The organism is Campylobacter concisus (assembly GCF_015229955.1).
GTDB classification, from domain to species: Bacteria; Campylobacterota; Campylobacteria; order Campylobacterales; family Campylobacteraceae; genus Campylobacter_A; species Campylobacter_A concisus_AT.
The window spans coordinates 312677-337053 of sequence record NZ_JAAKYZ010000001.1 but is presented as its reverse complement, the minus strand read 5'-3'; the positions used below and the strand labels follow the sequence as shown (position 1 = coordinate 337053).

Below are 24377 nucleotides of genomic sequence, written 5' to 3'. Positions count from 1 at the left end.
TATGAAATTATTTTTTAAGTAGATCTCTAATCTCAGTTAAAAGTGCAATGTCGGCTGGAGTTTCAGGCTCTGCTGGAGCTGGCTCCTCTTTTGGTAATTTATTTTTAAGTGTATTTAAAGCTTTGATGACGCAGAAAATACAAAATGCGATTATTAAAAAATCAACCATTGTTTGTATAAATGAGCCATAGTTTATCGTAACGGCAGGCGCTCCCTCTACCGCTTCTTTTAGTGTAAGCTTAAGATCAGTGAAATTTACACCGCCAGTTAAAACGCCAACAACAGGCATGATAACATCACCAACTAGTGATGAAACGATCTTTCCAAACGCGCCACCTATAACAACGCCAACAGCCATATCTATGACATTTCCACGCATCGCAAATTCTTTAAATTCGCTTATAAAACTCATTGTTTCTCCTAAAAATGTTAAATTTTTGTTCGGATTTTATTCAAGAAATGCTTTGCTTCGGCTAAAAAAATCAAATTACATAACTTTAAATTTATCAAGCTGGTGTTATAATCCAAACTCAAAATTTAACGTAAGGAATGAGCTTATGTATCGTTTTGCACCCTCTCCAACAGGAGATATGCACATAGGAAATTTACGTGCAGCTATTTTTAATTATATTTGTTCTTTGCAAGATAAAAGTGGTTTTATTTTACGTATAGAAGATACAGACAAAGAGCGAAATATTGAAGGAAAAGAGAAAGATATCTTAGAAATTTTAAGCAAATTTGGCATAAAACCAGAGCAAATTTACATCCAAAGCGAAAACTTAAAATTCCACAGACAGCTAGCTTCAAAACTACTCATCGATAAGAAGGCATTTGCTTGCTTTTGTACCGAAGAAGAACTCGAGGCAAAAAAACAAAAAGCAAAAGAGCAAGGTGTGGCATATAGATATGACGGCACCTGCGAGAGACTAAGCGATACTGAAGTTTTAAACTGCGAGAAGCCGTTTGTTATCCGAATGAAAAAGCCAACACGCACTATGAGCTTTACAGACGCTATAAAAGGCGAGCTAAGCTTTGAGCCAGACGCAGTTGATAGCTTTGTCATCATGAGAGCGGACAAAACTCCAACTTATAACTTTGCCTGCGCGGTTGATGATATGCTTGAGGGCGTGACCTTTGTCATACGCGGTGAGGATCACGTGAGCAACACACCAAAGCAAGACCTCATACGCGAGGGGCTTGGCTACACTGGCAAGATGAACTACGCGCATTTGCCTATCCTTTTAAATATAGATGGCAAAAAAATGAGCAAGCGCGAGAACGAATCAAGCGTAAAATGGCTCTTTGAGCAGGGATTTTTACCTGAGGCGATCGCAAACTATTTGATACTTCTTGGCAACAAAACTCCAACTGAAATTTTTACGATCGAAGATGCGGTAAAGTGGTTTGATATAACCAAAATTTCACGCTCACCGGCTAGATTTGACGTGAAAAAACTTGAGCAAATAAATAGAGAACACATCAAGCTTGCTTCAAAAGAGCGCATAAAAGAGATCTTTGGCGTGGATGATAGCAAGGTTGAGCTAGTTAAATTTTACACTCAAGAGAGCTCCCTAGTACCTGAGATAAAGGCAAAAGTAGAGGCTATATACTCACCAAAAATAGCTCCGGATGAGTATAAAAACGAATTTGAAATCATCAAAAAAGCAGCTCAGAATTTAAAAACATGCGAGAGCTTTGATGAGTTTAAAAAAGAGCTTATGAGCGCTACAAATTTAAAAGGTAAAAACTTTTTCATGCCGCTACGTGCGCTTCTTACAAACGACCTTCACGGCCCTGAGCTAAGCGAGCTCTATCCTCTTATCAAAGATGATCTGGCCAAAATTTTAATCTAGGAGCAAAAATGATACTTTCCACCCTATTTTCAGCGATTGCAAACATTTTACACCTTATTATTACGGTCTATACTTGGGTCATCATCGCAGCAGCTCTGATTAGCTGGGTCAGACCTGATCCTGGCTCGCCAGTCGTACAGCTACTTTATAGGCTAACTGAGCCGGTTTATAGCTTTATTAGACGCTATATAAAAACAAATTTTAGCGGTATCGACTTTACACCGCTTATTGTGCTTTTAGCACTTCAATTTTTAGATCAATTTTTAATAAGGCTTTTATTTGGTTTTGCTGCGTCACTTTAGTATTCTCTCTCTTGCTTGTGTTGCTCTTTTAGCTAAAATTTATACCTATGAAGAGCTAAAAAACGAGCCAAAAAGCCTTGCAAAAGACTACTACATCAACCGCCTTATCAACGAGGGCAGTTACACAAAAGAGCAGATAGCAGATCTTTCTAGTGATGTGTTTAGAAAAGCAGGCCTTGTTCAAAAATCAATCGATAAAATTTTACCTCCAAAAGCGGCTCCTAGCAAATGCCCTGGTGTAAATGCAAAAAATATCACCCAGGCAAATCTAACCTGCCAAAATTTGCTAACATCCATTTCTTTTAGCTTAAAGCTTGATAATCACACTCGTGAAATTTTAGCAGCCAATCTTGCAAAGACAAATCCAGAAAAATCAAAAATTTTACTCGTATTAAATGAAGCAAATCCGGCTAAAGCTTTTGCAAATTTAAACGATACAAAGAGCTTTTTAGAGCTATTTAACGCCTCTAGCCCGCAAAATAAAAGTATACTTTTTAGCGAAAGTTTTGATGCAAATTTCATGACCAAGCTCTACTCACAAAAGGGCTTTACAAATTTATTAAACGATATTGTTTTTAATAAAAAATATGAAGGTTTTAGAAGAAATTTGCTAAGCATCGATCCAGCTGTCACTGAAAAAAGTGATGCTTTTACGCTTGGATTAAATGCCATTTTACTAGGACAAGACGATATCGCCTTTAGCCTTTTTGCAAGAGCCAAGAGTACATTTGAAAGGGCGTGGCAAAGAGATAATACAACCTTTTGGCAGTACCAGATAAGCAAAAACGAAAGCTTTTTAAAAGAGCTAAGTGCCAGCAAGGACGCGAATATCTACTCGCTTTACGCAAGAGATTTGATCGGTGGCGAACCACTTGAAGTCATCGTACCAAAACCTAGCAAGCAAAATATCGAAAATTTTGACGTGAGCGATCCGTTTTTATGGAACAAAACTGCAGCCCTTGTAAAAGATATGAATGCCACGCAAGCAAGCGAATTTGCGAAGAAATTTTATACAAACGAAAGTATCGGTGCCTATGCATTTTTCATGCAAAAGGCACATGGCTGGGAGAAGCAATACTTCTTAATGCCAAGTTCTCCTGAGCTTGAGGGTATCAGCAACGAGAGAAAATCGATGATCTATGCTCTGGCTAGACAAGAGAGTCTCTTTATCCCAAGCGTAGTTTCTACTTCATACGCCCTTGGAATGATGCAGTTTATGCCATTTCTTGCAAATGCGATCGGCAAAAAAGAGCTAAAAATTCCAAATTTTGACCAGGACGATCTTTTTAAAACTGATGTTGCCTTTAAATTTGCAAATCACCACCTAAACTATCTTGATAAATTTCTCTATCATCCGCTCTTTACCGCATACGCGTACAACGGCGGTATTGGCTTTACTAAAAAGCTTATCACAAGAGATGATATGTTTAAAGAGGGAAAATTTGAGCCATTTTTGTCGATCGAGCTTGTCCCAGTCGGAGAAACTAGAAACTACGGCAAAAAGGTGCTTGCCAACTACGTGATCTATATGGCGCTTACTGGTTCCAATATAAAGATTTCGCAACTTTTCGAAAATTTAACAAAACCGGCTTTGACTGATAAATTTCGAAACTAAGTGCTAGATCATCGCTTTGCTTGCTTGGTGCGGTCACTTCATAATAGAGCGCCCAAAGCATCGAAAATCCAGCAAATTTTAACATCTCATCATTTTCATCAAGTAGCCTTGCGTTTGTGGCATTTGAGTCATTATTTACCTTGATATTATTTAGCTCGCTAGCGTGCTCTTTTGGGTTTATAGCCACCAAAAAGTGCTCTTTGCTTGCATCTAAATCTGAGTTATAAATAGGATTTAGATAAGTTGCTACAATTAGCGTTCTATCGGTGCCGTCAATGATCTCGCTCTTGCTTGTGTAGGCCAAAAGCTCATTTTTTAACGGCTCATGTACAATTACTTTTTCACCAGCACAGCCAAATATCATCAAAATAAATACAAAAAACGATATAAATTTACTCATAAAAACTCTTAATTTTCTAAAATTTCTGCCATTTTAGCATTTTAATTTTTAAATTTCACTCATAAATTTTAAAGCCAACATAAGTTATAATCGCGAGAAATTTTAACAAAAAAGGTTCTTATGAAAAGACTTGCTATTGCTTTTTCTGGCCCTTCAAATAGCGGGAAAACGACTCTTATTTTAAAGGTAGCAAAAAAATTTATAGATGATGGTTTGAAAGTCGCGATAGTAAAACATGATCCAGGCGACAAGGCCAAATTTGATGTTGAAGGCAAGGATAGCTTTAAATTTTCTCAAACTGGAGCAGATGTGGTGGTGATGAGTCCGACTAGAACAACTTATTTTTCACAAAAACCACAAGAAATTAACGATGTCATTAAAATGCTAGGCGAGTTTGATATGCTCTTAGTTGAGGGTTTAAAGACGCTTCCACTACCAAGGTTAAGTGTTTTTAAAGATGAAATAGATGAAAAATATCTTAGCTTTTCAGATGCGATCGCAACATACAAAAAACAAATTCCTTACGAGATAAAAAATATAAATTTAGACGATATAGACGCTATTTGTGCGTGGATAATCAAAAATGCAAAGGCTGTATAATGCAAGAATTAAATCAAATTTTTAACACCATAAAAGAGATCGCAAAAGAGATAAGCGAAGTGATAAAATACGCCGATCTTGGCTACACAACTCACGAAAACGCAACTGGCGACACACAACTAAAGCTTGATGTCAAAAGCGACGAGATCATCACAGCTAAATTTAAGGAGCTTGCCTACGTAAAAGCGCTAATTAGCGAAGAGAAAGAGGACGCTCTTGAGATAAATAAAAATGCTAAATTTATCATCGCTTACGATCCTCTTGATGGCTCAAGCCTAGTTGATGTAAATTTCGCCGTTGGCTCGATCTTTGGTATCTATGAAAACGAAGTAAAACCAGAAAATTTAATAGCCGCAGCTTACAGCATATATGGCCCAAGACTTGAACTTGTAATTGCAGAGAAAAAGGGCGCTTTGCCTAAATTTTATAGACTTGGCAAAGATGGCGAATTTAAATTTGTAAAAGAGCTTGAGCTAAAAGAAAAAGGCAAGCTAAATGCCACGGGAGCCACGCAAAAGGGCTGGAGCCAAACGCATAGAAATTTTATAAACGAGCTATTTAACGAGGGCTACAGACTAAGATACTCAGGTGCAATGGTGAGCGATTTGCATCAAATTTTACTAAAAGGTGGCGGTCTTTTTAGCTACCCAGCAACGAGCGATCATCCAAATGGCAAGCTAAGAGTAGTCTTTGAAGTGTTGCCATTTGCCTTCATATATGAAAACGCAAAGGGCGCAACGACAAACGGCAAAAATCAAACACTTTTTGATATAAAAATAGAAAAAAATCACCAAACAACGCCATGCTTCTTTGGCTCACGTGATGAAATTTCTCTTTTGCATAAATTTTACGAGCAAAAATAATGCAAGAAACACAAGTAAACGAGCCACTTGACGCATTTGAGCTAGCCTTAAAGCAAAAAGCAAAAATTTTGCAAGAGTGCCAAAGCCAAAAAGGGCAAAAAAGCTGCTTTAACTGCGAAGTATTTTTTGACTGCGAGACAAGAAAAGAGTACGTAAATAGCTGCTACAACTCGATGTCAAAAGGCAATACTGGCAGCGATGGCGGATTTGATTTTTAAAATTAAAGGAAAAATATGAAAGAAAAAGCTTATATAACGACCCCAATATACTATGTAAACGACGTGCCACACATCGGCCATGCCTACACGACTATCATCGCTGATACACTTGCTAGATTTAACCGCCTGCAAGGCAAAGAAACATACTTTATGACAGGCACAGACGAGCACGGACAAAAGATCGAGCAAGCAGCACGTGCTAGAGGCAAGACTCCAAAAGAGTATGCTGACGAGATTAGCGCTAAATTTAGATCACTTTGGGATGAGTTTGAAATAAGCTACGACCATTTTATAAGAACGACTGACGAAGAGCACAAGCAAACCGTACAAAATGTCTTTGAAAAGATGCAAACAAATGGCGATATTTACAAAGGCGAATATGAGGGATTTTATTGCGTTAGTTGCGAAACATTTTTTAATCAAAGAGATCTACTAGAAGACAATCACTGTCCGGACTGCGGCCGAGCTACATCTTTAGTTAAAGAAGAGAGCTACTTTTTTAAGCTTTCAAAATATGAAGATGCGCTTTTAAAATGGTACGAAAACGACGAGCTTTGCGTCATCCCAAAGGGTAAGAAAAACGAGGTCGTAAGCTTTGTAAAAGGTGGACTAAAAGATCTCTCTGTAACAAGAACGAGCTTTGACTGGGGCATAAAGCTACCAAAGAGCGCAAACGATGAAAAGCACGTTATGTACGTCTGGCTTGACGCGCTTATAAACTACCTAACAACACTAGGATATTCAAGAGATGACGCTAGAATGGATCTTTGGCCATACACTACTCACATCGTTGGTAAGGACATTTTACGCTTTCACGCAGTTTACTGGCCGGCATTTTTGATGAGTCTTGGCTTGCCATTACCAAAACACGTAGCAGCGCACGGCTGGTGGACCATAAATGGCGAAAAGATGAGCAAAAGTAAGGGTAATGTTATAAACCCAAGAGAGGTTGCAAATGCTTACGGACTTGAAAATTTCAGATACTTTTTGCTTAGAGAGGTGCCGTTTGGGCAAGATGGCGATTACAGCCAAAAGGCTTTGATTGAGCGCATAAATTCAGAACTTGGCAACGGACTTGGCAACCTGCTAAGCCGCATTATTGGCATGAGCGCAAAGTATAGCGACTATAAAATCGGCTCAAAAGATGTGCTCAAATTTCACAAAGCTGAGCTTGATGAAGCAAAAGGCTACCTTGATGAAGCTATAAAAAATTTAGAAATTTTAGCAACAAATCGCTATTTAGAAGATCTTTGGAAGGTCGTAACGCTTGCAAATGCAGCCGTTGCGAAGTATGAGCCATGGTCGCTTATCAAAGCTGGCAAAACTGACGAGGCAAACGCACTTGTGGCACTTTGCGCAAATTTACTTGCAAAAGTAGCGATACTACTTAGCCCAGCTATGCCAAAAACTTGTGCCAAGATAGCTGACACGCTTGGCTTTAGCATAGATACGGCTTCTTATGAAACTCTTGTCTTAAAAAATGAAATTTCAAATTTCGTAGCAAAAGCTACAGATCCACTTTTCCCAAGGATAGAAAAAGAGCTAATGAGCGAGGCAAATGAGCCAAAGGTTGAGGCAAAAGCTGAGCCAAAAGAGGAGAAAAAAGAGGACGAAATCATTAGCATTGATGACTTTGCAAAGGTGGTGATAAAAGTAGGTGAAGTGCTAGAGTGCGAGAGAGTTGAAGGTAGCGAGAAGCTGCTTAAATTTAAGATAGATCTTGGCGAGGAGCAGTCACGTCAAATTTTATCTGGCATTGCAAAATACTACGAGCCTAGCTCGCTTGTGGGCAAACAAGTTTGCGTTTTAGCAAATTTAAAAGAGCGAACGATGATGAAAAAATATGTCTCTCAAGGCATGATCCTAAGCGCATCTGATGGCTCGCTAACGCTTCTTGGTACGCAAGGCAAAGTTAAAAATGGTGCGATCGTTGGCTAAATGACAATAGAAAATTTAACTCGTCTAATAAATGCCGAGGCTCTAAACGCACCGACGATAACTAGCGTAAGCGAGTTTGTTTTCGAGCTAAAGCATGTAAGACGTGGCTTTGCATATATTTGCTTAAACGCAAACGATAGCGATATAGAAACAGCGATTAAACAAGGCGCATACGCCATAATTAGCGAAGATAATGTGCCAATTATTGACAAAGAGATCGCCTTTTTAAAAGTTAGTAGCTTACAGACCGCCATGATAAAGCTCATGAGATTTGAGGCTACTCATAAAGATCTAAAATTTTGCGCCGTAAATCCTTTTATAAATGACTTTTTAGAAAAATCAAAGCTTGGCTCTAACGCACACGTCATGTCAAAAAATATCACTGAGCTTTTTAATCAAATTTTTCATGCAAAGGTCTTTGATGTCTTTTTTGGCGATGATACAAGAACACTTCAGCGAATATCGCCTCTTTTTGAGACCATTTACACAGATACAACTATGCACGAGATAAATCCGAGCTCGATCTTTTTTACAAACACAGTTTTTAAGCAAACATACTATCAAAACTTAAACATACCACGAGTTTTTGCTGGGATGTTTTATGGGCTTTTAAAATTTCTTGATAGCAATAAAATTTCATTTAAGCCTTACGAAGGTAGGATTCACGGGCATTTTGACCCGATTTTTATAGATAAAAATTTTATTCCTACTAGTTTTGGAAATAGCTTTAGAGCCATAATTACTGAAAGTGATGAAGATTTATTCATAAGCCAAAGTATATTTTTAAATAAAAAATTTAGCCCTGATGAGATAAAAATTTGCTTGCCAGAAGGCTCTTTGTTAAAAGTACAAAACGCAATCTACTTTAAAAATTTAAGCGAGATAAAAAAGCTTAAAAATTTTATCTACATATTGATTTTATGCCAAAAAGAGGAGCTTTTAGAAGAGCTTCACAAAACATCTGAAGAAAATCTACTCTTTTAAGTTTTTATTATTTATAAGATCAATCAGCCTAACATCCTCGCTTCTTACTATTAGACTTTTAGGCAGCTCAAATTTCTTGATAACCTCGCACTCTTTTTCTCTCATTTCGCCATCATCTTTTTCATGATCAAATCCCAAGATATGAAGCAATCCATGTGTAAAAAGTAGTGCGGTTTCGGCCTCTTCACTATGATTTAGCTCTGCAGCTTTCTCTTTTACCATATCTTTGTTTATAACGATTGAGCCAAGTGGGGCGTGAATGACAAGCTCAAGCGGAAAGCTTAAAACATCTGTCGTTTTATCAATGCCCCGCTCAGTTTTATTCAGTTCTCTCATTTCTTCTTTATCGACAAAGACTAGCTCGATTTCTCCTAGTGTCAAATATTCACAAATTTCATCTAAAATTTTTGGATAGCTCTCTTCGCAAAGTATCATTTTAGGCTCTTTCCTTAGTAACTTTTTGTATAATTCTAGCAAAAATAAAAGGCAAAATATGAAAAAAGCAGTTTGTATAATGAGCGGCGGTATGGATAGTACGCTTTGTGCTGTAATGGCAAAAAGGGCTGGATATGAGATCGTAGCGCTTCATTTTGACTATGGCCAAAGAACGATGAAACGCGAAAAACGTGCATTTAACGAAATTTGTGAAAGATTAGGCATTACAAAAAAGATGAGTTTGGATGTTAGCTTTATTGCCCAAATAGGCGGAAATTCTTTAACCGATGAAAGCTTGCAAATAAGAAAAGACGGAGTGGAAAAAGATGTGCCAAATACTTACGTGCCTTTTCGAAATGGTATTTTTATCTCGGTCGCTGCCGCACTTGCTGAAAAAGAAAATGCACAAGCTATCTATATCGGTGTCGTAGAAGAAGATAGTTCAGGCTATCCTGACTGCAAAGAAAGCTTCATAAAAAGTATAAACGGGTCCATAATTTTAGGCACATCACCTAGTTTTTCGTGTGAGATAATTACTCCACTTGTAAATTTAAGTAAGGCTGACATCGTAGCAAAATCTCTTGAGCTTGGCTCGCCACTAGAGCTTACTTGGAGCTGTTACGAAAGCGATGACGAGGCATGCGGACTTTGCGATAGCTGCAGGCTAAGGCTAAATGGCTTTAAAAAGGCAAACGCCACTGATAAAATCGCATATAAAAATCAAAAATTTTCCTTATGAGTCTCTAAAACAAGGGTATTTAGCAAATTTAAAGATATATCAACGCTTAGACTCTTGCTACCTGCCAAAAACATAAATCCTCAGTCAAGTTTGCCAAAATTTAATAAAGAGGATTAAAAAGTAGTTGATAAATTTAGCCAAAAACGCACTAAACACAAGGTAAAAATTTCTAAGTAAATAGTCACTACCACGACTTTTTAGTGATCTTATTTTTTCTTATTGTCTTGTTTTTTATTTTGATCACTTTGGATTTTTTCTAAATTTATATATCCCATTTCAACGAGTTTATTATAAATTTGAGCGATTTTTGGCCCAGCCGCACTTCCGCCATGGCCACCATGCTCGATAACCATTGTAATGACATATTGCGGATCTTCATAGGGCGCATATGTAGTCATCCATGCATGAGATCTTTGCAAATACGCCATATCCTCTTCTTTCATACGTTTCTTTTCAGTTTGAGAAATTCCAACGACCTGGGCAGTACCTGTCTTTGCAGCAACTTTAACTAGGCTTCCAATAAAATGCCTATTTGCCGTGCCTCTTGGGTGATTTGCCACTTCATACATTGCATGCCTAATGGCTGGTAACTGTGATTTTTCAAACGGCGTAAAAGCATCATCTGTTGGCGTAAAATCAACATCCTTGTCATCAATGCTCTTTAAAAAATGTGGAGTCACATTTAACCCAGTTGCAAGGCCTGCTGTATATTTTGCCACTTGCATAGGCGTGACCAAGAAATTTCCCTGTCCGATAGAGGTGATGAGGGTCTCACCTTGAAACCACGCTTTGCCGTACTTCCTCATCTTCCACTCTCTACTTGGCAAAGTCCCCACAAACTCATTTGGCAAATCAACCTCGGTTTTTCTACCAAAACCCATACGCTCCAGTATCGGCACAATAGCATCGATCCCTATCTTTTGACTACCTTTATAAAAATAATCATCACAGCTCTCTCTAATTGCCGTATTCATATTAACATTTCCATGTCCATGAGAGTTCCAGCAGCGGAATTTACGCCCTCCAAGCTCATACGAGCCACTACAAAAAAAGCTATCGTATTTACTCATGCCATTATCCAAAAACGCAAGTGCCATACCCATTTTTACGACCGAACCTGGCGGATAAAGGCCGTTTATTAGCTTATTTGTAAAAGGATGATCGACGTTTTTTACAAGCTCTTCCCATTCAGGCTGAGAAATTCCAAGTACAAATGGATTTAGATCATACTCTGGAAAGCTACCAGCAGCTATGATAGCACCGTCTTTTAGACTCATGACTATGACGCTTCCTGCATCTTTGCCAAAGACATCAGCCACAAACTGCTGAAGCTCAAGATCGACTGCAAGCTTGATGTTTTGACTTTGTGGCGCTTGAAAGTTTATCTGCTCGATCTCTTCATTTAAAGCATTTACCTTTATCTTTTTAAACCCTTGAATTCCTTGTAAGATCGGATTATAAAACCGCTCCACGCCACTTCTTCCAATGTAATTTGTAAGCTTTGTCAAAGGATCATTATCCATATCTTTTTGATTTGCCCTACCGACATAGCCGATGATGTGAGAAGCTAGGTCGTTATACGGATAGTGGCGTTTTGAAGCGGGCCTTATCTCTAAATTTTCACGCAAAGAAAGTGATGCAAAAAATGGCAAAAATTTATCATAATCAATAAATTCAACCACATTTATAAAATCTTGGTTATAAGCTGAGTCATTTTTTATGTATTCATTTTTAAGCTTTGTAACATTTAGATCGCTAAATAGTGAGCCAATGTAAGCTAGCTCATCATCTAAAATTTTTACCTTTTTATTAGCACTTAAATGTGGTCTAATGGATACCGAAAAACCAAGACGATTAACAGCCATTGGCTTATCATGTGCGTCAAAGATGATACCTCTAACTGGTGGAATATAAATAGTCTTTATCGCGTTTTGTTCTGCAATCTCGTTGTAGTAGGTATTTGAGTTTATGCTTAGGTGATAAATTCGTCCCAAAAGTATAATCCAAAAAAGAGCGATCACACTAAAGACGATGCGCATCCTCATAGCACTTTATCCCTAAAAAGAACGATAGCAAGGATACTTTCAAATGCTATAAAAAATAGATATTCAGACGAAAATGCTAAATTTTGCTCATTTAAAACGTAAGCAAATAGATTATTTACAAGAAATGTTAAAGTATATCCAGCTGCTACAAAGATGATAAGTAGGCAGTTTCGCCACTTCATCGTGGTATATAGCCAGTCTAAAATAAAATTATAAAAAAGCAAAAATGCAATAATTGTTGAAAAAAGATGAAATCCATGAATTTGCTCAGCAAATATTATAAAAATTATCGCAAAGTACCAATTATGCTTAAACTCGTCGTATTGCTTTTGTTTTCTTGAATACTCCAAAATCATATAAGTAAAAAAAATACCAATGAGTGGTGGCAAAAAGCCAAATTGCGTAGTTGCGATCTCGTATGAGAATAAAAAAACAGCCCACCAAAATTCTTTAAAAATTTTAATATCTAAGCTGCTTATGGTTTGCATTTTATCTACCAAGAGCGTTATTTATGATGGCTTCTCTAGCCTTTTCGATACCACTTTTATTAAGAGTTGAGACCAAGATGCCGCTTGGATCAAATTTCATTACCGCACTCTTTTGGCTTTGATTTAGCTTATCGCTTTTTGTATATAAATTTAAAATTTTCTGATCAGCTCTTAAAAAGCTTTTTAGATAAGCATCCACATTTACGTCTATATCTAAATCAAAATGCCTAGCATCAATTAGATGTATAAAAAGTCTAATGTCGCTTCTAAATTTCAAAAACTCATCTAAATTTTTACGCCATTCATCATGCTTTGACTTTGCCACTTTTGCATAGCCAAAGCCTGGCAAATCAACCAAAATGAGCTTAAATTTATCTTTTTCTTCCTGCTCGTCTTTTTGCTCACAAAACTCAGCCTCAAAGAAATTTATAAGCTGAGTTTTGCCAGGAGTCGATGAGCTTTTGGCTAGATTTTTTTGATTTACAAGTGTATTTATGAAGCTGCTTTTACCAACATTTGATCTCCCCAAAAAGACGACTTCGCTTGTTACGAAACTTGGAGCCTCTTTTATACTTGGACTTGATGTGATAAATTTAGCACTTAGTGGCCTTATCACTTATCTTTTTCCTCTACCTGAAAGATAAATTTAACAGGCTTTTTCTCATCACTATTTACGCTATATGTGCCATCTTTTTGATTGACAACGATCTTTTCGCCATAAACATTTTTATCAGTTTCTACCTCATGTAAATAGCCATTTCCACTAACAGTATAGATCTGTTTTGCTGGCTCGTATGTAAGAGTATTGCCTTTGCCGTCGTAGTGCTTATCTTTTATAAAAATTTTTGCTCTAGCATTGCCAGTGGCCACATATTTTATAGGCTGGCGTTTTTTGTCAAAATAGACGACCACCTTATCTGCCTTAAGCTCATCAAATGAGCCCTTTTTGATATTTACATTACCTATAAATTCACTAGTTTGCTTATTCTCATCTGCAAAAAAATCATTTGATGTGATTTCAACTTGCTCTGCATTTAAAAATGTAAAACCCAATATCACCGCTAAAATCGCTGATTTTCTTCTACCCATGCCCTTAACCCTTTTACCTGCGTTTGTTTTTTGCCAAGATCATAGCTTCCACTCTCACCCAGTGCCTTATCATTATTTCTTATGAGCGTAAAATTTGCTTCAGATCTTACTATTTTTGTTTTTGTTCCATATATCACTTCGTCACTTATAAACCTCAAACTATCGTTGTTTTCATAGTTCGCATTCTTTTGAAAAATGATTTCGTCATTTTGTGAGATTGCTTTGTCTGAGCTTAAAAAATGTTTTAAATTTCCTCTTAAAATTTTTGCTTTAAAACTCAAAAATTCATCTTTATCATTGTATCTATTTAGCTCATCAGCCTCGTAGACTCCGCTTATTTTCGTGGAATTTATCTCATAATCTATCACATCATTTATTTGCATATTTGATATCTTTGTGTCGATCTTTAAAACATTTGCAAGGTATGGATCTTGAGCCGCCAAAAATATCATCACGACACTAAAAATGGCCACGACGAAGTAGAAAATTTTTACAACCAACGCTTCGACCACTCGTCATATAAATTTTCTGATTTTATAATAAGCTCGATCATTTCTCTAACCGCGCCATTGCCACCTTTGTGCTTTAGTTTTGTCTTTACATCAAGCTCTTTTATCGCATCTTTTGGCTTAAAGCTCCAAGCAACTGCATTTAAAATTTTATAGTCATTGTAGTCATCGCCGATAGCTGCTGCGTTTTTAAAGCTAAGCCCTTCAAATTTTAATATCTCACTCGCCACTTCAAATTTATCACCAACACCTTGATAGACGTGATTTATCTTTAGATCTTCAGCCCTTCGCTCAACGATGGCTGACTTTCTACCTGTAATGATAGCTACTTTTTTGCCAAGTTTTAGCCAGCTTTCTATCGCGTAACCATCTTTTACATCAAAAAATTTAAGCTCTTCGCCGTTTGCATTATAGATGATTTTGCCATCAGTCAGGCAGCCATCAATATCTAAAAATATAATCTCTATCATAAAACACCCTTTGTGCTTGGAGTGCCTATCCTTGCGTTTTTAGCAAGTGCTCTACGAAGTGCTACAGCAAATGATTTAAACGTTGCTTCAATGATGTGGTGAGTGTTTTTACCGCGAATTTGATTTAGATGAAGCGTGATACCAGAATTTATAGCAACTGCCCTAAAAAATTCCTCCACAAGCTCAGTGTCAAACTCCCCTACTTTAGCGTTTTGGTTAAAATTTTCATATACGAGGTAGGCTCTATTGCTAAGATCTAGCGCGCAAAAAACAGCAGCTTCGTCCATAACGACACTTGCCTCGCCAAATCTCTCAACGCCACTTAAAGGATATAAAGCCTCTTTTAAAAGCTGACCCAAAACTATGCCTACATCCTCAACGCTGTGATGAAAATCCACATGCGTATCGCCATTACATGAAATTTCAAGATCTAGCAAAGAATGCTTTGTAAAAGCTTCAAGCATATGGTCAAAAAAGCCAATGCCAGTATCTATCTTTGCAACCCCGGAGCCATAAATTTTAAGCTTCATTGAGATTTGTGTCTCTTTTGTATTTCTAGTTAGTTCTAAAATTTCTTCTCTCACGCCCTAACCTCTTACTATAAATGCACCTTGGAATTTACCGCTTCTTGCGTAATCTCTAGCCTCGTCCTCACTTCTAAAGCCATTTAAAAATACTCTATAAATGGTCGAGCCGTCTATGGTAAATGTCTTAACTACCGACTTATAGCCATCTATACTTTGATGCTCTCTTTGATATCTATTTGCGCCCTCAAGGTTTTTAAATGAGCCAATTTGCACCATAAAATCTCCACCTACAACCCGTTGCTCTGACGAAATAATAATGCCTCCAGTTGGAGCTGTTGGAGAGACTGGATTTGGCACTTTTATGCCAGTGCTTGTCGGTTTTGCTTGAGTGTTAATGCTTGCAACAGCATTTATATCTTCATTAAAGCCTATGACTTCCATACTGACTGGAGCTGTGCCTGTACCGATAATATCAAGTTTAGTTGCAGCTGCCTTTGAAAGGTCTAAAACTCTATCAGCCACAAAAGGTCCGCGATCATTTACACGAACAATGACGCTTTTTTGATTTCTTAAATTTGTTACCTTAAGGATCGTATTCATCGGCAAAGTTTTGTGTGCTGCAGTCATGTTGTACATATTATAAATTTCGCCGTTTGAGGTTGTTTTGCCATGAAAATTTGGACCATACCAGCTTGCCGTACCACTTGCCTTATCACCCACGCTTACAACGGTTGGGTAGTATGTTTTGCCATTTATCGTGTAAGGCCTCATTGTTGCTTTTTGGATAGAAGCTGAATTGTTGCCCTTTACATTAGTTGGGCCACTTGGTGTAAATGGTGCTCCACTCCAAGAGCAACCAGTAACTAAAAGAGTAAAACTTAGTCCTATATAAAATTTTAGGCTCTTATGGTATGACAATATTTGCTCCAACATTTAAATTTGAACTAGCAAAAGAATTTGCATCTTTTAAATCTTTTTCGCTCACATTAAATTTCTTAGATAAAGAAGCTATCGTGTCACCAGTTTGGACTATATAGTTTTGAGATTTATTTTGTGCGGAAAATGGAATAATTAGTTTTTGATTATAGCTTACGGCATTTGTGCTAAGCTCGTTGTAGTCCTTAATCGCTCTATGACTAACACCTGTTTTTTTAGAGATAGAAAGTAGTGTTTCACCTTTTTTTACGACATAGGCATAAAAATTATTTTTACCATTAAATGGCTTGAAATTTTCTGCAAAAAGTTGTTTTTTGTTTTCAGGGATATAAACATAATAATCTTTTAGAGTTGGTGGAGTAAATACAAATTTTAAATGCGGGTTGTTATTTTTCATCTTTTTTGTACTAAGACCGATACTATCGCCTATTTGAGCTAAATTTGTACCGCCTGGAACTTTTACTTTTACAAGCTTTAGTCCTCCGTTTATATTCAATAAAGATGAATCTTTAGACATCAAGAAGTCTGCGTCTTTTGCAGTATATGCTGCTCTTAAAATTTTAATAACAAAATTTCTAGTTTCAGCTGGAAGGTATTTTTTCTCTGCGTCAAGAAGCGTTACAAGGTCATCTGTGCCAGCTTTTTGTATGGCTCTTTTTAAGGCTCCATCGCCACAGTTATAGGCCATAGCTGCTAGATACCACTTGCCAAATTGATTTTTAAGCGACTTTAGATAATTTGTTGCTGCAATAGTAGACTCTACTGGATCTTTTCTCTCATCGACATACTGTCCTACCTTTAGACCATGCAGTCTAGCCGTTTGCTCCATAAACTGCCACATGCCAGTAGCTTTTGCGTTTGAGACTGTGTGATTTGAAAAGCCTGATTCTATCATGGCTAGATAAAAGAATGACTCAGGTACGCCGGATTTTTTGATCTGCTCTTTTACCATCGGTATATACATATAACCATTTTTTAGAGCTTCTGTAAATGTTTCAAGTTGTGATTGTTTGATACCTTGCCTCATCTTTGCATAGTGAGAAGTCTTCATAAAGCTAGCGTCAATATCCAGCTCTTTTAAAATTTTTACCTGAGTGTCGTATGAGCTTTTTTCAGGTGTATTTGCTAGTAGCAAGGTACTACATGCAAACATTAAAAATATTTTAAGCATTGCTTTCATTTCTATCCTTTTTCGTGTCAAAACTTAAGATGTTAGCATCTTAAACAAGTGCAATGCCCAAAATTTAAGCAAAGCACTTAAACAACCTTTTGGCATTATTTGAAGTTTTTTCACAAACAACTTCAAACTCAAGGTTTAAAATTTCAGCTATCTTTTTAGCAACAAATGTCGTAAACGCCGGCTCATTTCTCTTGCCACGATTTGGTTCTGGCGTGAGATAAGGAGCGTCAGTTTCAATAACTATCCTATTAAATGGGATTTTTGGCAAAATTTCGACTAAATTTTTAGCATTTTTAAATGTTAAAACACCGCCTATGCCAAAGTAAAAATTCCCAAATTTACAAAGCTCTAAAAGAAGTGGCGAAGCATTATAACAGTGCAAAATCGCTCCAGCTTCAAGCTTTGGTGCATACTCTTTTAAGATATTAAAAGAGTCCTCATTAGCCTCCCTAATGTGAAGAATAACGGGTTTTTTTAACTCAACAGCCAAATCAAGTTGAGCTAAAAAAATACGTTTTTGATCCTCTTTTTCTTTTATCTTTTCATTTTCATCTTTTGGCAAGCGAAAGTAGTCAAGACCACATTCACCAATCGCCACACACTTTTCACCTTTGGCAAAATTTCTTAAAATTTCAATACTAAAACTCTCTTTATCATATGGATGAACTCCGGCGGCAAAGAAAATGTCAGAATTTTCATGCGCTATTTTAGCCGCTTTTGGTAAATCATTAATATCAGCTCCCGGGATAATAAAGCCTTTTAGCCCTAAATTTCTGGCTTCATCTAAAATTTTATCAAGGTCAGGATCATAAACTTTACTATCCAAATGACAATGCGTATCTATAATCATAAAGCTATTTCTACTCTGTTTCTACCATTTTCTTTTGCGGTGTAAAGTGCTGAATCGCAAGCCTCAAGCATATCGTCTATCTCGCAATGCCCATTGCCAAAAGATACACCTATAGATATGGTCACTCTTATTTTTTGTTTTTTTATAACTACCTCATTTTCAGCCACTTTGGCTCTTAAATTTACAAAAAATTTAACAGCTTCTTCTTTATTTATTTTTTTAAGGACAACGCAAAATTCTTCGCCGCCAAATCTAGCAACAATATCACTTCCTTTTGTATTGTCATTTAAAATTTTTGCGATTGATTTTAGTACCCTATCTCCACCATCGTGGCCATATTTATCATTTATTTTCTTAAAATAATCAACATCAATCATCGCAAAAGCGTAAGGCTCATTAGTCTCTTCAGCTACTTGAACATACTCTTCTACGTCAGAATAAAAAAATCTTCTATTATAAACTCCTGTTAAGAAGTCGCGATTTGCAAAATTTGCTATCTTGTTTATATTTTCCATCGCTTCAATCGTATTATTAACACGACATATTAGCTCTTCTTTTGAAAATGGTTTTGCTATAAAATCGCTCGCACCATTTTTTAAAAATATTGATGCGTCAGTCTTTTCGCTAGGCGAAGTCATAACGATTACACCAAGACTATTTTTATCTTTTTCTTTTCTGACCTCTTTTAAAACTTCAAGACCGTCTTTTACCGGCATTCTATAATCAGTTATTATAAGATTTATATCAGGATTATCCGCAAAATAACTCATTGCCTCTTCGCCGTGAGCTGCGGCCAAAACCTTAAACTGAAGGCTGGTTAATATCTTTTTTATCATATTTCTAAAAGGAAGTGAGTCTTCAACAACCAAAACCTTATATTGTCTATTTTTGCTCAGTCTATTTATCATTTGGAAGATATAGTTGATATCATCCATATTTCCTTTATAAACATAATCCACAATATCTTTATTTATAAAATTTTGCCTTGTTTCATCGTCAATGCTACCTGTTAAAACGATAGCCGAAAGCTCTTTGGAAAGTGCATAATCAACAATTTCGCCATTTGGAGCATCTGGCAAATTTAAATCCAAAATAGTCATAAAATAATCTTTGTCATGCTCGCTAATTAGCGTCTTAGCCTCGGCAAAACTGTATGCGACATCAATTGTCATGTCATCGATAGTCTTTTCCATTTGCATAACAATCAGCTTTGCTAACGCCTTATTATCATCAACTACAAGGATTCTTTCCATATTATTCCTACAAAAATTTTTATCAAATTAGTGGCGATTTTATCAAATAAATTTATTTACAAAGCTTAAATTAATAATTTAAATTAAGCTACTTTAAAAGCCCTTTAGCAAAATTTATTGCTTCTTCGCTTATATGTTCGCCGCTTATCATACGCGCAAGCTCATTTACGCGCTCCTCTTTATCAAGCTCTCTTACGACTGAGTTCTCGCCGTAACGCTCTACTAAAAAGTGTGAATTTGCCTTTGAGCTAAGCTGTGGCTGATGTGAAATGGCAAAAATTTGATAAAAATTTGCAAGCTTAAGCAAGACATTTGCGATGCTCATCGCCTCTTTTCCACTTAAATTTGCATCTATTTCGTCTAAAATGATGACATCACCGCCCGTTTTTGTGATCTCACTAGAGGCAGCTATGAAGGCCAGCCTTAGGCGGTTTAGCTCGCCTGAGCTTAAATTTTTAAGCGAAGTCTCATTTAAATTTAAACAAACCTCATCAAGCCCCAAAATATCAAGCTTTTTAGCCTCGATCCTCAGCGCGATATCTGGCATATAAAGCTCTTTTAAGTATAAATTTATCATAGCCTCAAGCTCTTTTAAATTTGCACTCCTTGCTCTGTTTAGAATTTCAGCCAGCTCATTTGCCTTTTTGTTTAAAATTTCAAATTTCTTCTCAAGCTCGCTCTTTTCAAAGCTTAAATTTTCATATCTAGCAAGCTCTTTTTCCTTTTTATCAAGCGCTTCTAACGCCTCCTCTTCGCTGCCGTAGCGCCTAATAATGGCATTAAGAGCTTCTATCCTATCAAGCACGCTCTCGACGTCGATATCGTCAAGCTCCTCCATATTTAGGCTATCTCTTGCGACCCTTAGCTCGTTCATCGCATCTTCAAAAAAGCCATTGTCAAGGTCGCTGATACTTAGCGCCTCATTTACGCTGTGTTCTAGCTCAAATATCCGCTCGGCTCTAGCCCACGCCTCATTTATCTTATCCTTTTTACTAAGCCTTTTTTTAGTCTCCATAAGCTCTTCGAACTCGCCTTTTTTAGGGCCTACGCTTCTTATCTTCTCGATCTCAAAGCTAGCAAGCTCTTTTAGCTCCTCGACCTTTTTCTCTTCCTCTTTGATAGTGGCTAGCTCTTTTGAAATTTTAGAAAATTCTAAAAAAACCTCTTCAAATTCCTGTTTTATCTCTTTAAATTTCTCATTTTTTGAAATTTCAAGCCTATCAAGCAAATTTAGAAATTTCTCATTTTCAAACTCGTTTGCCTCTTTTGCCGAGAGATATTTGATGTGCTCACGCGCCACTTGGGCTAAATTTTTCTTTGAGATGGCTTGCTGGTTTATAAAATATCTCGTGCTCTTATCTTTTAAAAGCTTGAAAATATTGACATCTTCGTTTTCTATACCAAACTCATCAAGCTCAAATTTATGCTCCACGTCAGCTTCTATCAGCCTTGCCTCGCTATCTTTTAGCCCAAAAATAGCCATTATGGCACTCATCAGCACCGACTTACCAGCACCGCTAACACCCGTAAATACGCTAAGCCCCTCTTTGAAATTTAGCTCGACATTTTTAAAATTTAGATAATCTTTAATCAAAATTCGATCAATCATTATAACCCCAGTGAAGTTTCTCTTTTAAAATTTGAAAATAATCCCTACCAATATGACGTATCAGTCTCGCTTTTTTGTTGCTAAGGCTCATGCTGACGGCTGAAATTTTACTCATATCAAATCTATCTTGTCCGTCTATTACTAAAATGGCGTCGCTATTTGTTCTAAATTTGACCGTATGATTTTTGGTAAGCACGACTGGACGCTGTGTAAGTGAGTGCGAGCATATAGGAGTTACTGTAAAAACTTCGCTTAATGGATAGATAATAGGGCCATTTGCGCTCATGTTATATGCCGTTGTTCCAGCAGGTGTCGCTACTATAACGCCGTCTCCAAAATATGAATTAAAATATTTTTCATTTAAAAGTGCCTCGATATGCGTCATCGAACCACCATTTTTACTAACAATGACTGCATCGTTAAATGCTATCTTTTGCTCAGTTTTGCCATCATTTTTATGAAGCGTCACATCAAGCATAAAAGGCATTTCTACTTCAAATTTACCATCAAAAAAGTCTTTAAAAAATTTCTCACTCTCATTAATCATTATGTCGGTTAGAAATCCGAGTCTACCAGCGTGTATGCCAAGGACAAGTGGCGAGATGTGAGCTAGCTTTCTACAAGTTGAAATGATCGTGCCATCTCCACCAAGAGTGATCAAAAATTCGCACTCTTTGGCTAGTTTTATCAGCTCAAAACCATTTTTTTCTACACGCTTAGCACAATTTCTTTCAAGCAAAATTTCTGCGTTATACTTTTTTAAAATTTTTTCTAATTTTTCTAAATCTTGCCTAAATAATGGATAATCTTTAGCAATAAGTCCTACTTTTTTTATGCAAAAAGCATTAAATTTTTGTTCATTTTTCATGTAAATGATTGTAACATATTTTATTTTAACAAAGCTTTTCAAAAGAAAAAAGCGATTATAATTGCCTAAAAAACATTGCAAAGGAGCATTTTATGCGAAGTCATTATTGCACCGATCTTAGCAAAGCTGATATCGGTAAAGAAGTAATACTTTGTGGCTGGGCAAACACATATAGAGACCATGGCGGCGTTGTTTTCATCGACTTAAGAGACGTTAGTGGGCTTATACAATTAGTTTGCGATCCGGCAGATAGCAAAGAAGCACATGACGTGGCTGCAAAAGTAAGAGATGAATATGTCTTAAAAGCAAAAGGAAAAGTAAGAGCTAGAGGCGAAGGACTAACCAATCCAAAGCTAAAAACTGGCGAGATAGAAGTAATAGTAAGTGAGCTAATCATCGAAAATCCGAGCGAGCCGCTACCATTTATGATAGGCGATGAGAGCGTAAATGAGGACATTAGGCTAAAATACCGCTTTTTAGACCTTAGAAGCGAGCGCTTACAAAATATATTTAAAATGCGTTCTCGCGCAGCGATCGCAGCTAGAAATAGCCTAGATAAAATGGGCTTTATCGAGTTTGAAACTCCAGTTTTAACACGCGCAACTCCAGAAGGTGCGAGAGACTACCTAGTACCAAGCCGTGTATATCCGGGTCAATTTTACGCGCTCCCACAAAGCCCACAGCTATTTAAGCAGCTTTTGATGTGTTCTGGCTTTGATAAATATTTCCAGATAGCAAAATGCTTTCGCGACGAAGACTTAAGAGCTGATCGCCAACCAGAATTTACTCAAATAGATATAGAAATGAGCTTTGTCGAGCAAGAAGATATCATAAATATGGCTGAGACGATGCTAAAAGATATCTTTAAAGCCTGCGGATACGATATTAAAACGCCATTTAGACGTATGAGCTACAAAGAGGCCACTGAGACTTACGGCTCAGACAAGCCTGATCTTAGATACGATCTAAAAATGATCGATGTTATCGATATTTTCGAGCGCTCAAGCAATGAAATTTTTAGCTCAATTGCAAAAGATAAGAAGAAAAACCGCATCAAAGCACTAAAAGTGCCAAATGGCGACAACATCTTTAGCAAGCGTGAGATGAATAGATTTGAGGAATTTGTACGTAAATTTGGCGCGCAAGGGCTTGGCTACTTCCAAATGAAAGAAGAAGGACTAAAAGGCCCACTTTGCAAATTTTTTGAACAAAGCGATCTTGACGAGATCGTCTCAAGATGTGAACTAAAAGTTGGTGACGTTGTATTCTTTGGTGCTGGTAAGAAGAAGATCGTGCTTGATTATATGGGAAGATTTAGAATTTTCCTAGCTGAGCAAATGGGCATCATCGATCAAGACAAACTTGAGTTTTTATGGGTGCTTGACTTCCCAATGTTTGAGCAAAATGACGATGGAAGCTACTCTGCGATGCACCATCCATTTACTATGCCAAAAAATATAGACGAGCCTGACCTTGAGGATATCCTCTCTATCGCTCACGACGTCGTGCTTAACGGCTTTGAGCTTGGCGGCGGAAGTATAAGAATTCACAAAAATGATATCCAACAAAAAGTCTTTAAGCTTCTTGGTATAGACGAAGAGGAACAGCGTGAGAAATTTGGCTTCTTGCTTGATGCCTTGACATTTGGTGCGCCTCCACATGGTGGTATCGCGATCGGCTTTGATAGACTAAATATGCTTGTCAATAAAGCAAGCTCGATCCGTGACGTCATAGCCTTCCCTAAAACACAACGTGCTCAGTGCCCACTAACAAAGGCACCAAGCCACGCTAGTAACGAACAGCTTAGGGAGCTAGGACTAAGGATAAGAGAAAAAGAGCAAAGGGCTTAAAATTTAGACTTTTAGATGTCTAAATTTGAGTTATTTTATTTAAAGATTAAATTTTTGAGATGATTTTGGATGTTGTGCAGAAAATTTCATCCCAAAGCTAGACATATAGTCTGCTACAGGGTGAAATTTTCAAACTCATTCAAAGGCGCTCAAAAAATATAAAAAAGGGAAAGAATGAAGAATTTATTTTTAATCATCGGCGCTCCAGGCTCCGGCAAAACAACAGATGCATCGATCATCGCACAACAAGATGAGAAATTTGCGCACTTTTCAACTGGCGATCTTTTAAGAGCTGAAGTCGCAAGCGGTAGCGAGCTTGGCGAGCTTATAGACGGCTTTATCTCAAAAGGAAATTTGGTCCCACTTGACGTCGTCGTAAATGCGATCGTCTCAGCTATCAAAAGCTCAAATAAATCAAACATCATAATAGACGGCTATCCAAGAAGCGTTGAGCAAATGACCGAGCTTGACAAAGTCTTAAGCGAGCAAAAAGAAATTTCTCTAAAAGGCGTCATCGAAGTAGATGTTAGCGAAGATGTGGCAAGAGCTAGAGTACTTGGACGTGCAAGAGGTGCTGACGATAATAACGAAGTCTTTAATAACCGTATGAAAGTCTATCTTGATCCGATCGTGCCTATCCGCAAATTTTACAGCGAAAAAGAGCTACTTCACGTAGTAAATGGTGAGCGTGGCATCGACGAGATCGTAGCTGATATCAAAAATTTACTAGCTAAACTTTTATGAACTCGCAGACCT

27 protein-coding genes are annotated in these 24377 nt (G+C 37.2%); 11 read left to right on the top strand and 16 right to left on the bottom strand.

Annotated elements, in window-relative coordinates; genetic code table 11:
- Positions 1 to 7: 7 nt before the first annotated feature.
- Positions 8 to 412: a large-conductance mechanosensitive channel protein MscL gene (mscL, locus tag G6W45_RS01740; RefSeq protein WP_103593047.1), complete on the bottom strand. Its 405-nt coding sequence runs from the start codon at positions 410 to 412 to the stop codon at positions 8 to 10.
- Between the two features lie 145 nt (positions 413 to 557).
- On the opposite strand from mscL, the gene gltX reads away from it, so the two are divergent.
- From gltX to G6W45_RS01725, 3 genes are read left to right on the top strand one after another with little or no spacing between them, the layout of a single operon-like run.
- Entirely contained in the window at positions 558 to 1853 is a 1296-nt protein-coding gene (gene gltX, locus G6W45_RS01735) for a glutamate--tRNA ligase (RefSeq protein WP_194167321.1), read from the top strand.
- 8 nt (positions 1854 to 1861) lie between these two features.
- Positions 1862 to 2155, top strand: a complete 294-nt coding sequence (locus G6W45_RS01730; RefSeq protein ID WP_103648839.1) for a YggT family protein — start codon at positions 1862 to 1864, stop codon at positions 2153 to 2155.
- Positions 2133 to 3770 (top strand): lytic transglycosylase domain-containing protein, encoded by a 1638-nt coding sequence (locus G6W45_RS01725; protein ID WP_194167320.1) that lies wholly within the window; start codon positions 2133 to 2135, stop codon positions 3768 to 3770. The genes G6W45_RS01730 and G6W45_RS01725 overlap by 23 nt, the downstream gene beginning before the upstream one ends.
- Here the strand turns inward: G6W45_RS01725 and G6W45_RS01720 are convergent.
- Positions 3691 to 4170 carry a hypothetical protein gene (locus tag G6W45_RS01720; protein ID WP_194167319.1) on the bottom strand — a complete coding sequence of 160 codons (480 nt, stop codon included), beginning with the start codon at positions 4168 to 4170 and terminating at the stop codon, positions 3691 to 3693. The two genes, G6W45_RS01725 and G6W45_RS01720, sit on opposite strands and share 80 nt — an antisense overlap.
- A gap of 120 nt (positions 4171 to 4290) precedes the next feature.
- Between G6W45_RS01720 and mobB the strand changes: the two genes are divergently transcribed.
- The 5 genes from mobB to G6W45_RS01695 are packed head-to-tail and all read left to right on the top strand — an operon-like array spanning position 4291 to position 8773.
- Positions 4291 to 4770: a molybdopterin-guanine dinucleotide biosynthesis protein B gene (gene mobB / locus G6W45_RS01715; RefSeq protein ID WP_103604169.1), complete on the top strand. Its 480-nt coding sequence runs from the start codon at positions 4291 to 4293 to the stop codon at positions 4768 to 4770.
- Complete coding sequence (locus G6W45_RS01710) at positions 4770 to 5633, top strand: class 1 fructose-bisphosphatase (protein ID WP_242039024.1); 864 nt, start codon at positions 4770 to 4772, stop codon at positions 5631 to 5633. The genes mobB and G6W45_RS01710 overlap by 1 nt, the downstream gene beginning before the upstream one ends.
- Positions 5633 to 5851 (top strand): hypothetical protein, encoded by a 219-nt coding sequence (locus tag G6W45_RS01705; protein WP_085657632.1) that lies wholly within the window; start codon positions 5633 to 5635, stop codon positions 5849 to 5851. The genes G6W45_RS01710 and G6W45_RS01705 overlap by 1 nt, the downstream gene beginning before the upstream one ends.
- 15 nt (positions 5852 to 5866) lie before the next feature.
- Positions 5867 to 7789: a methionine--tRNA ligase gene (gene metG / locus G6W45_RS01700; protein WP_194167317.1), complete on the top strand. Its 1923-nt coding sequence runs from the start codon at positions 5867 to 5869 to the stop codon at positions 7787 to 7789.
- Positions 7790 to 8773 carry a ferrochelatase gene (locus G6W45_RS01695; RefSeq protein WP_194167316.1) on the top strand — a complete coding sequence of 328 codons (984 nt, stop codon included), beginning with the start codon at positions 7790 to 7792 and terminating at the stop codon, positions 8771 to 8773.
- Here G6W45_RS01695 and ybeY read toward each other — a convergent pair.
- Positions 8762 to 9208: an rRNA maturation RNase YbeY gene (ybeY, locus tag G6W45_RS01690; RefSeq protein ID WP_084108568.1), complete on the bottom strand. Its 447-nt coding sequence runs from the start codon at positions 9206 to 9208 to the stop codon at positions 8762 to 8764. The genes G6W45_RS01695 and ybeY overlap by 12 nt on opposite strands.
- Before the next feature lie 25 nt (positions 9209 to 9233).
- On the opposite strand from ybeY, the gene queC reads away from it, so the two are divergent.
- Entirely contained in the window at positions 9234 to 9947 is a 714-nt protein-coding gene (gene queC / locus G6W45_RS01685) for a 7-cyano-7-deazaguanine synthase QueC (RefSeq protein WP_275944593.1), read from the top strand.
- Positions 9948 to 10153: 206 nt separating this feature from the next.
- On the opposite strand, the gene mrdA is transcribed toward queC, so the two are convergent.
- The 13 genes from mrdA to G6W45_RS01620 all read right to left on the bottom strand — a co-directional run bounded on the left by mrdA (position 10154) and on the right by G6W45_RS01620 (position 21771).
- Positions 10154 to 11992 carry a penicillin-binding protein 2 gene (mrdA, locus tag G6W45_RS01680; protein WP_194167314.1) on the bottom strand — a complete coding sequence of 613 codons (1839 nt, stop codon included), beginning with the start codon at positions 11990 to 11992 and terminating at the stop codon, positions 10154 to 10156.
- Positions 11989 to 12480 carry a hypothetical protein gene (locus G6W45_RS01675; RefSeq protein WP_085657841.1) on the bottom strand — a complete coding sequence of 164 codons (492 nt, stop codon included), beginning with the start codon at positions 12478 to 12480 and terminating at the stop codon, positions 11989 to 11991. The genes mrdA and G6W45_RS01675 overlap by 4 nt, the downstream gene beginning before the upstream one ends.
- 1 nt (position 12481) lies before the next feature.
- The gene (yihA, locus tag G6W45_RS01670) at positions 12482 to 13096 is read right to left on the bottom strand and encodes a ribosome biogenesis GTP-binding protein YihA/YsxC (RefSeq protein WP_194167313.1); all 615 of its coding nucleotides are present in this window, start codon (positions 13094 to 13096) and stop codon (positions 12482 to 12484) included.
- Complete coding sequence (gene lptA, locus G6W45_RS01665) at positions 13093 to 13569, bottom strand: lipopolysaccharide transport periplasmic protein LptA (RefSeq protein WP_072594780.1); 477 nt, start codon at positions 13567 to 13569, stop codon at positions 13093 to 13095. The genes yihA and lptA overlap by 4 nt, the downstream gene beginning before the upstream one ends.
- Positions 13542 to 14069: an LPS export ABC transporter periplasmic protein LptC gene (locus G6W45_RS01660; protein ID WP_087578521.1), complete on the bottom strand. Its 528-nt coding sequence runs from the start codon at positions 14067 to 14069 to the stop codon at positions 13542 to 13544. The genes lptA and G6W45_RS01660 overlap by 28 nt, the downstream gene beginning before the upstream one ends.
- Positions 14060 to 14548, bottom strand: a complete 489-nt coding sequence (locus G6W45_RS01655) for a KdsC family phosphatase (RefSeq protein WP_103604770.1) — start codon at positions 14546 to 14548, stop codon at positions 14060 to 14062. Before G6W45_RS01655 ends, G6W45_RS01660 begins: the two co-directional genes overlap by 10 nt.
- Positions 14545 to 15120: an imidazoleglycerol-phosphate dehydratase HisB gene (hisB, locus tag G6W45_RS01650; RefSeq protein WP_194167640.1), complete on the bottom strand. Its 576-nt coding sequence runs from the start codon at positions 15118 to 15120 to the stop codon at positions 14545 to 14547. The genes G6W45_RS01655 and hisB overlap by 4 nt, the downstream gene beginning before the upstream one ends.
- Before the next feature lie 15 nt (positions 15121 to 15135).
- Complete coding sequence (locus G6W45_RS01645; protein WP_194167312.1) at positions 15136 to 15993, bottom strand: septal ring lytic transglycosylase RlpA family protein; 858 nt, start codon at positions 15991 to 15993, stop codon at positions 15136 to 15138.
- Positions 15980 to 17191: a lytic transglycosylase domain-containing protein gene (locus G6W45_RS01640; RefSeq protein WP_084040887.1), complete on the bottom strand. Its 1212-nt coding sequence runs from the start codon at positions 17189 to 17191 to the stop codon at positions 15980 to 15982. Before G6W45_RS01640 ends, G6W45_RS01645 begins: the two co-directional genes overlap by 14 nt.
- Before the next feature lie 64 nt (positions 17192 to 17255).
- The gene (locus tag G6W45_RS01635; protein WP_194167311.1) at positions 17256 to 18041 is read right to left on the bottom strand and encodes a TatD family hydrolase; all 786 of its coding nucleotides are present in this window, start codon (positions 18039 to 18041) and stop codon (positions 17256 to 17258) included.
- Positions 18038 to 19294 carry a GGDEF domain-containing response regulator gene (locus tag G6W45_RS01630; RefSeq protein ID WP_194167310.1) on the bottom strand — a complete coding sequence of 419 codons (1257 nt, stop codon included), beginning with the start codon at positions 19292 to 19294 and terminating at the stop codon, positions 18038 to 18040. The genes G6W45_RS01635 and G6W45_RS01630 overlap by 4 nt, the downstream gene beginning before the upstream one ends.
- A gap of 88 nt (positions 19295 to 19382) precedes the next feature.
- Entirely contained in the window at positions 19383 to 20903 is a 1521-nt protein-coding gene (locus tag G6W45_RS01625; protein ID WP_194167309.1) for an AAA family ATPase, read from the bottom strand.
- Positions 20896 to 21771, bottom strand: a complete 876-nt coding sequence (locus G6W45_RS01620; RefSeq protein ID WP_194167308.1) for an NAD(+) kinase — start codon at positions 21769 to 21771, stop codon at positions 20896 to 20898. Before G6W45_RS01620 ends, G6W45_RS01625 begins: the two co-directional genes overlap by 8 nt.
- Positions 21772 to 21863: 92 nt before the next feature.
- Here G6W45_RS01620 and aspS point away from each other — a divergent pair, with 92 nt between their 5' ends.
- Together aspS and G6W45_RS01610 are read left to right on the top strand one after the other, a co-directional pair.
- On the top strand, positions 21864 to 23621 hold the full coding sequence (aspS, locus tag G6W45_RS01615; protein ID WP_194167307.1) for an aspartate--tRNA ligase: 1758 nt from the start codon (positions 21864 to 21866) through the stop codon (positions 23619 to 23621).
- A gap of 174 nt (positions 23622 to 23795) precedes the next feature.
- Positions 23796 to 24365 carry an adenylate kinase gene (locus G6W45_RS01610; RefSeq protein ID WP_194167306.1) on the top strand — a complete coding sequence of 190 codons (570 nt, stop codon included), beginning with the start codon at positions 23796 to 23798 and terminating at the stop codon, positions 24363 to 24365.
- Positions 24366 to 24377: the final 12 nt, after the last annotated feature.

Coding starts and splice junctions, on each gene's coding strand:
- G6W45_RS01610 (WP_194167306.1), top strand. CDS start 23,796: ATGAAGAATTTATTTTTAATCATCGGCGCTCCAGGCTCCGGCAAAACA.
- G6W45_RS01705 (WP_085657632.1), top strand. CDS start 5,633: ATGCAAGAAACACAAGTAAACGAGCCACTTGACGCATTTGAGCTAGCC.
- mrdA (WP_194167314.1), bottom strand. CDS start 11,992: ATGAGGATGCGCATCGTCTTTAGTGTGATCGCTCTTTTTTGGATTATA.
- G6W45_RS01695 (WP_194167316.1), top strand. CDS start 7,790: ATGACAATAGAAAATTTAACTCGTCTAATAAATGCCGAGGCTCTAAAC.
- G6W45_RS01710 (WP_242039024.1), top strand. CDS start 4,770: ATGCAAGAATTAAATCAAATTTTTAACACCATAAAAGAGATCGCAAAA.
- G6W45_RS01620 (WP_194167308.1), bottom strand. CDS start 21,771: ATGAAAAATGAACAAAAATTTAATGCTTTTTGCATAAAAAAAGTAGGA.
- G6W45_RS01720 (WP_194167319.1), bottom strand. CDS start 4,170: ATGAGTAAATTTATATCGTTTTTTGTATTTATTTTGATGATATTTGGC.
- G6W45_RS01675 (WP_085657841.1), bottom strand. CDS start 12,480: ATGCAAACCATAAGCAGCTTAGATATTAAAATTTTTAAAGAATTTTGG.
- G6W45_RS01630 (WP_194167310.1), bottom strand. CDS start 19,294: ATGGAAAGAATCCTTGTAGTTGATGATAATAAGGCGTTAGCAAAGCTG.
- G6W45_RS01625 (WP_194167309.1), bottom strand. CDS start 20,903: ATGATTGATCGAATTTTGATTAAAGATTATCTAAATTTTAAAAATGTC.
- mscL (WP_103593047.1), bottom strand. CDS start 412: ATGAGTTTTATAAGCGAATTTAAAGAATTTGCGATGCGTGGAAATGTC.
- G6W45_RS01635 (WP_194167311.1), bottom strand. CDS start 18,041: ATGATTATAGATACGCATTGTCATTTGGATAGTAAAGTTTATGATCCT.
- G6W45_RS01730 (WP_103648839.1), top strand. CDS start 1,862: ATGATACTTTCCACCCTATTTTCAGCGATTGCAAACATTTTACACCTT.
- aspS (WP_194167307.1), top strand. CDS start 21,864: ATGCGAAGTCATTATTGCACCGATCTTAGCAAAGCTGATATCGGTAAA.
- gltX (WP_194167321.1), top strand. CDS start 558: ATGTATCGTTTTGCACCCTCTCCAACAGGAGATATGCACATAGGAAAT.
- metG (WP_194167317.1), top strand. CDS start 5,867: ATGAAAGAAAAAGCTTATATAACGACCCCAATATACTATGTAAACGAC.
- lptA (WP_072594780.1), bottom strand. CDS start 13,569: ATGGGTAGAAGAAAATCAGCGATTTTAGCGGTGATATTGGGTTTTACA.
- ybeY (WP_084108568.1), bottom strand. CDS start 9,208: ATGATACTTTGCGAAGAGAGCTATCCAAAAATTTTAGATGAAATTTGT.
- G6W45_RS01640 (WP_084040887.1), bottom strand. CDS start 17,191: ATGAAAGCAATGCTTAAAATATTTTTAATGTTTGCATGTAGTACCTTG.
- mobB (WP_103604169.1), top strand. CDS start 4,291: ATGAAAAGACTTGCTATTGCTTTTTCTGGCCCTTCAAATAGCGGGAAA.
- G6W45_RS01655 (WP_103604770.1), bottom strand. CDS start 14,548: ATGATAGAGATTATATTTTTAGATATTGATGGCTGCCTGACTGATGGC.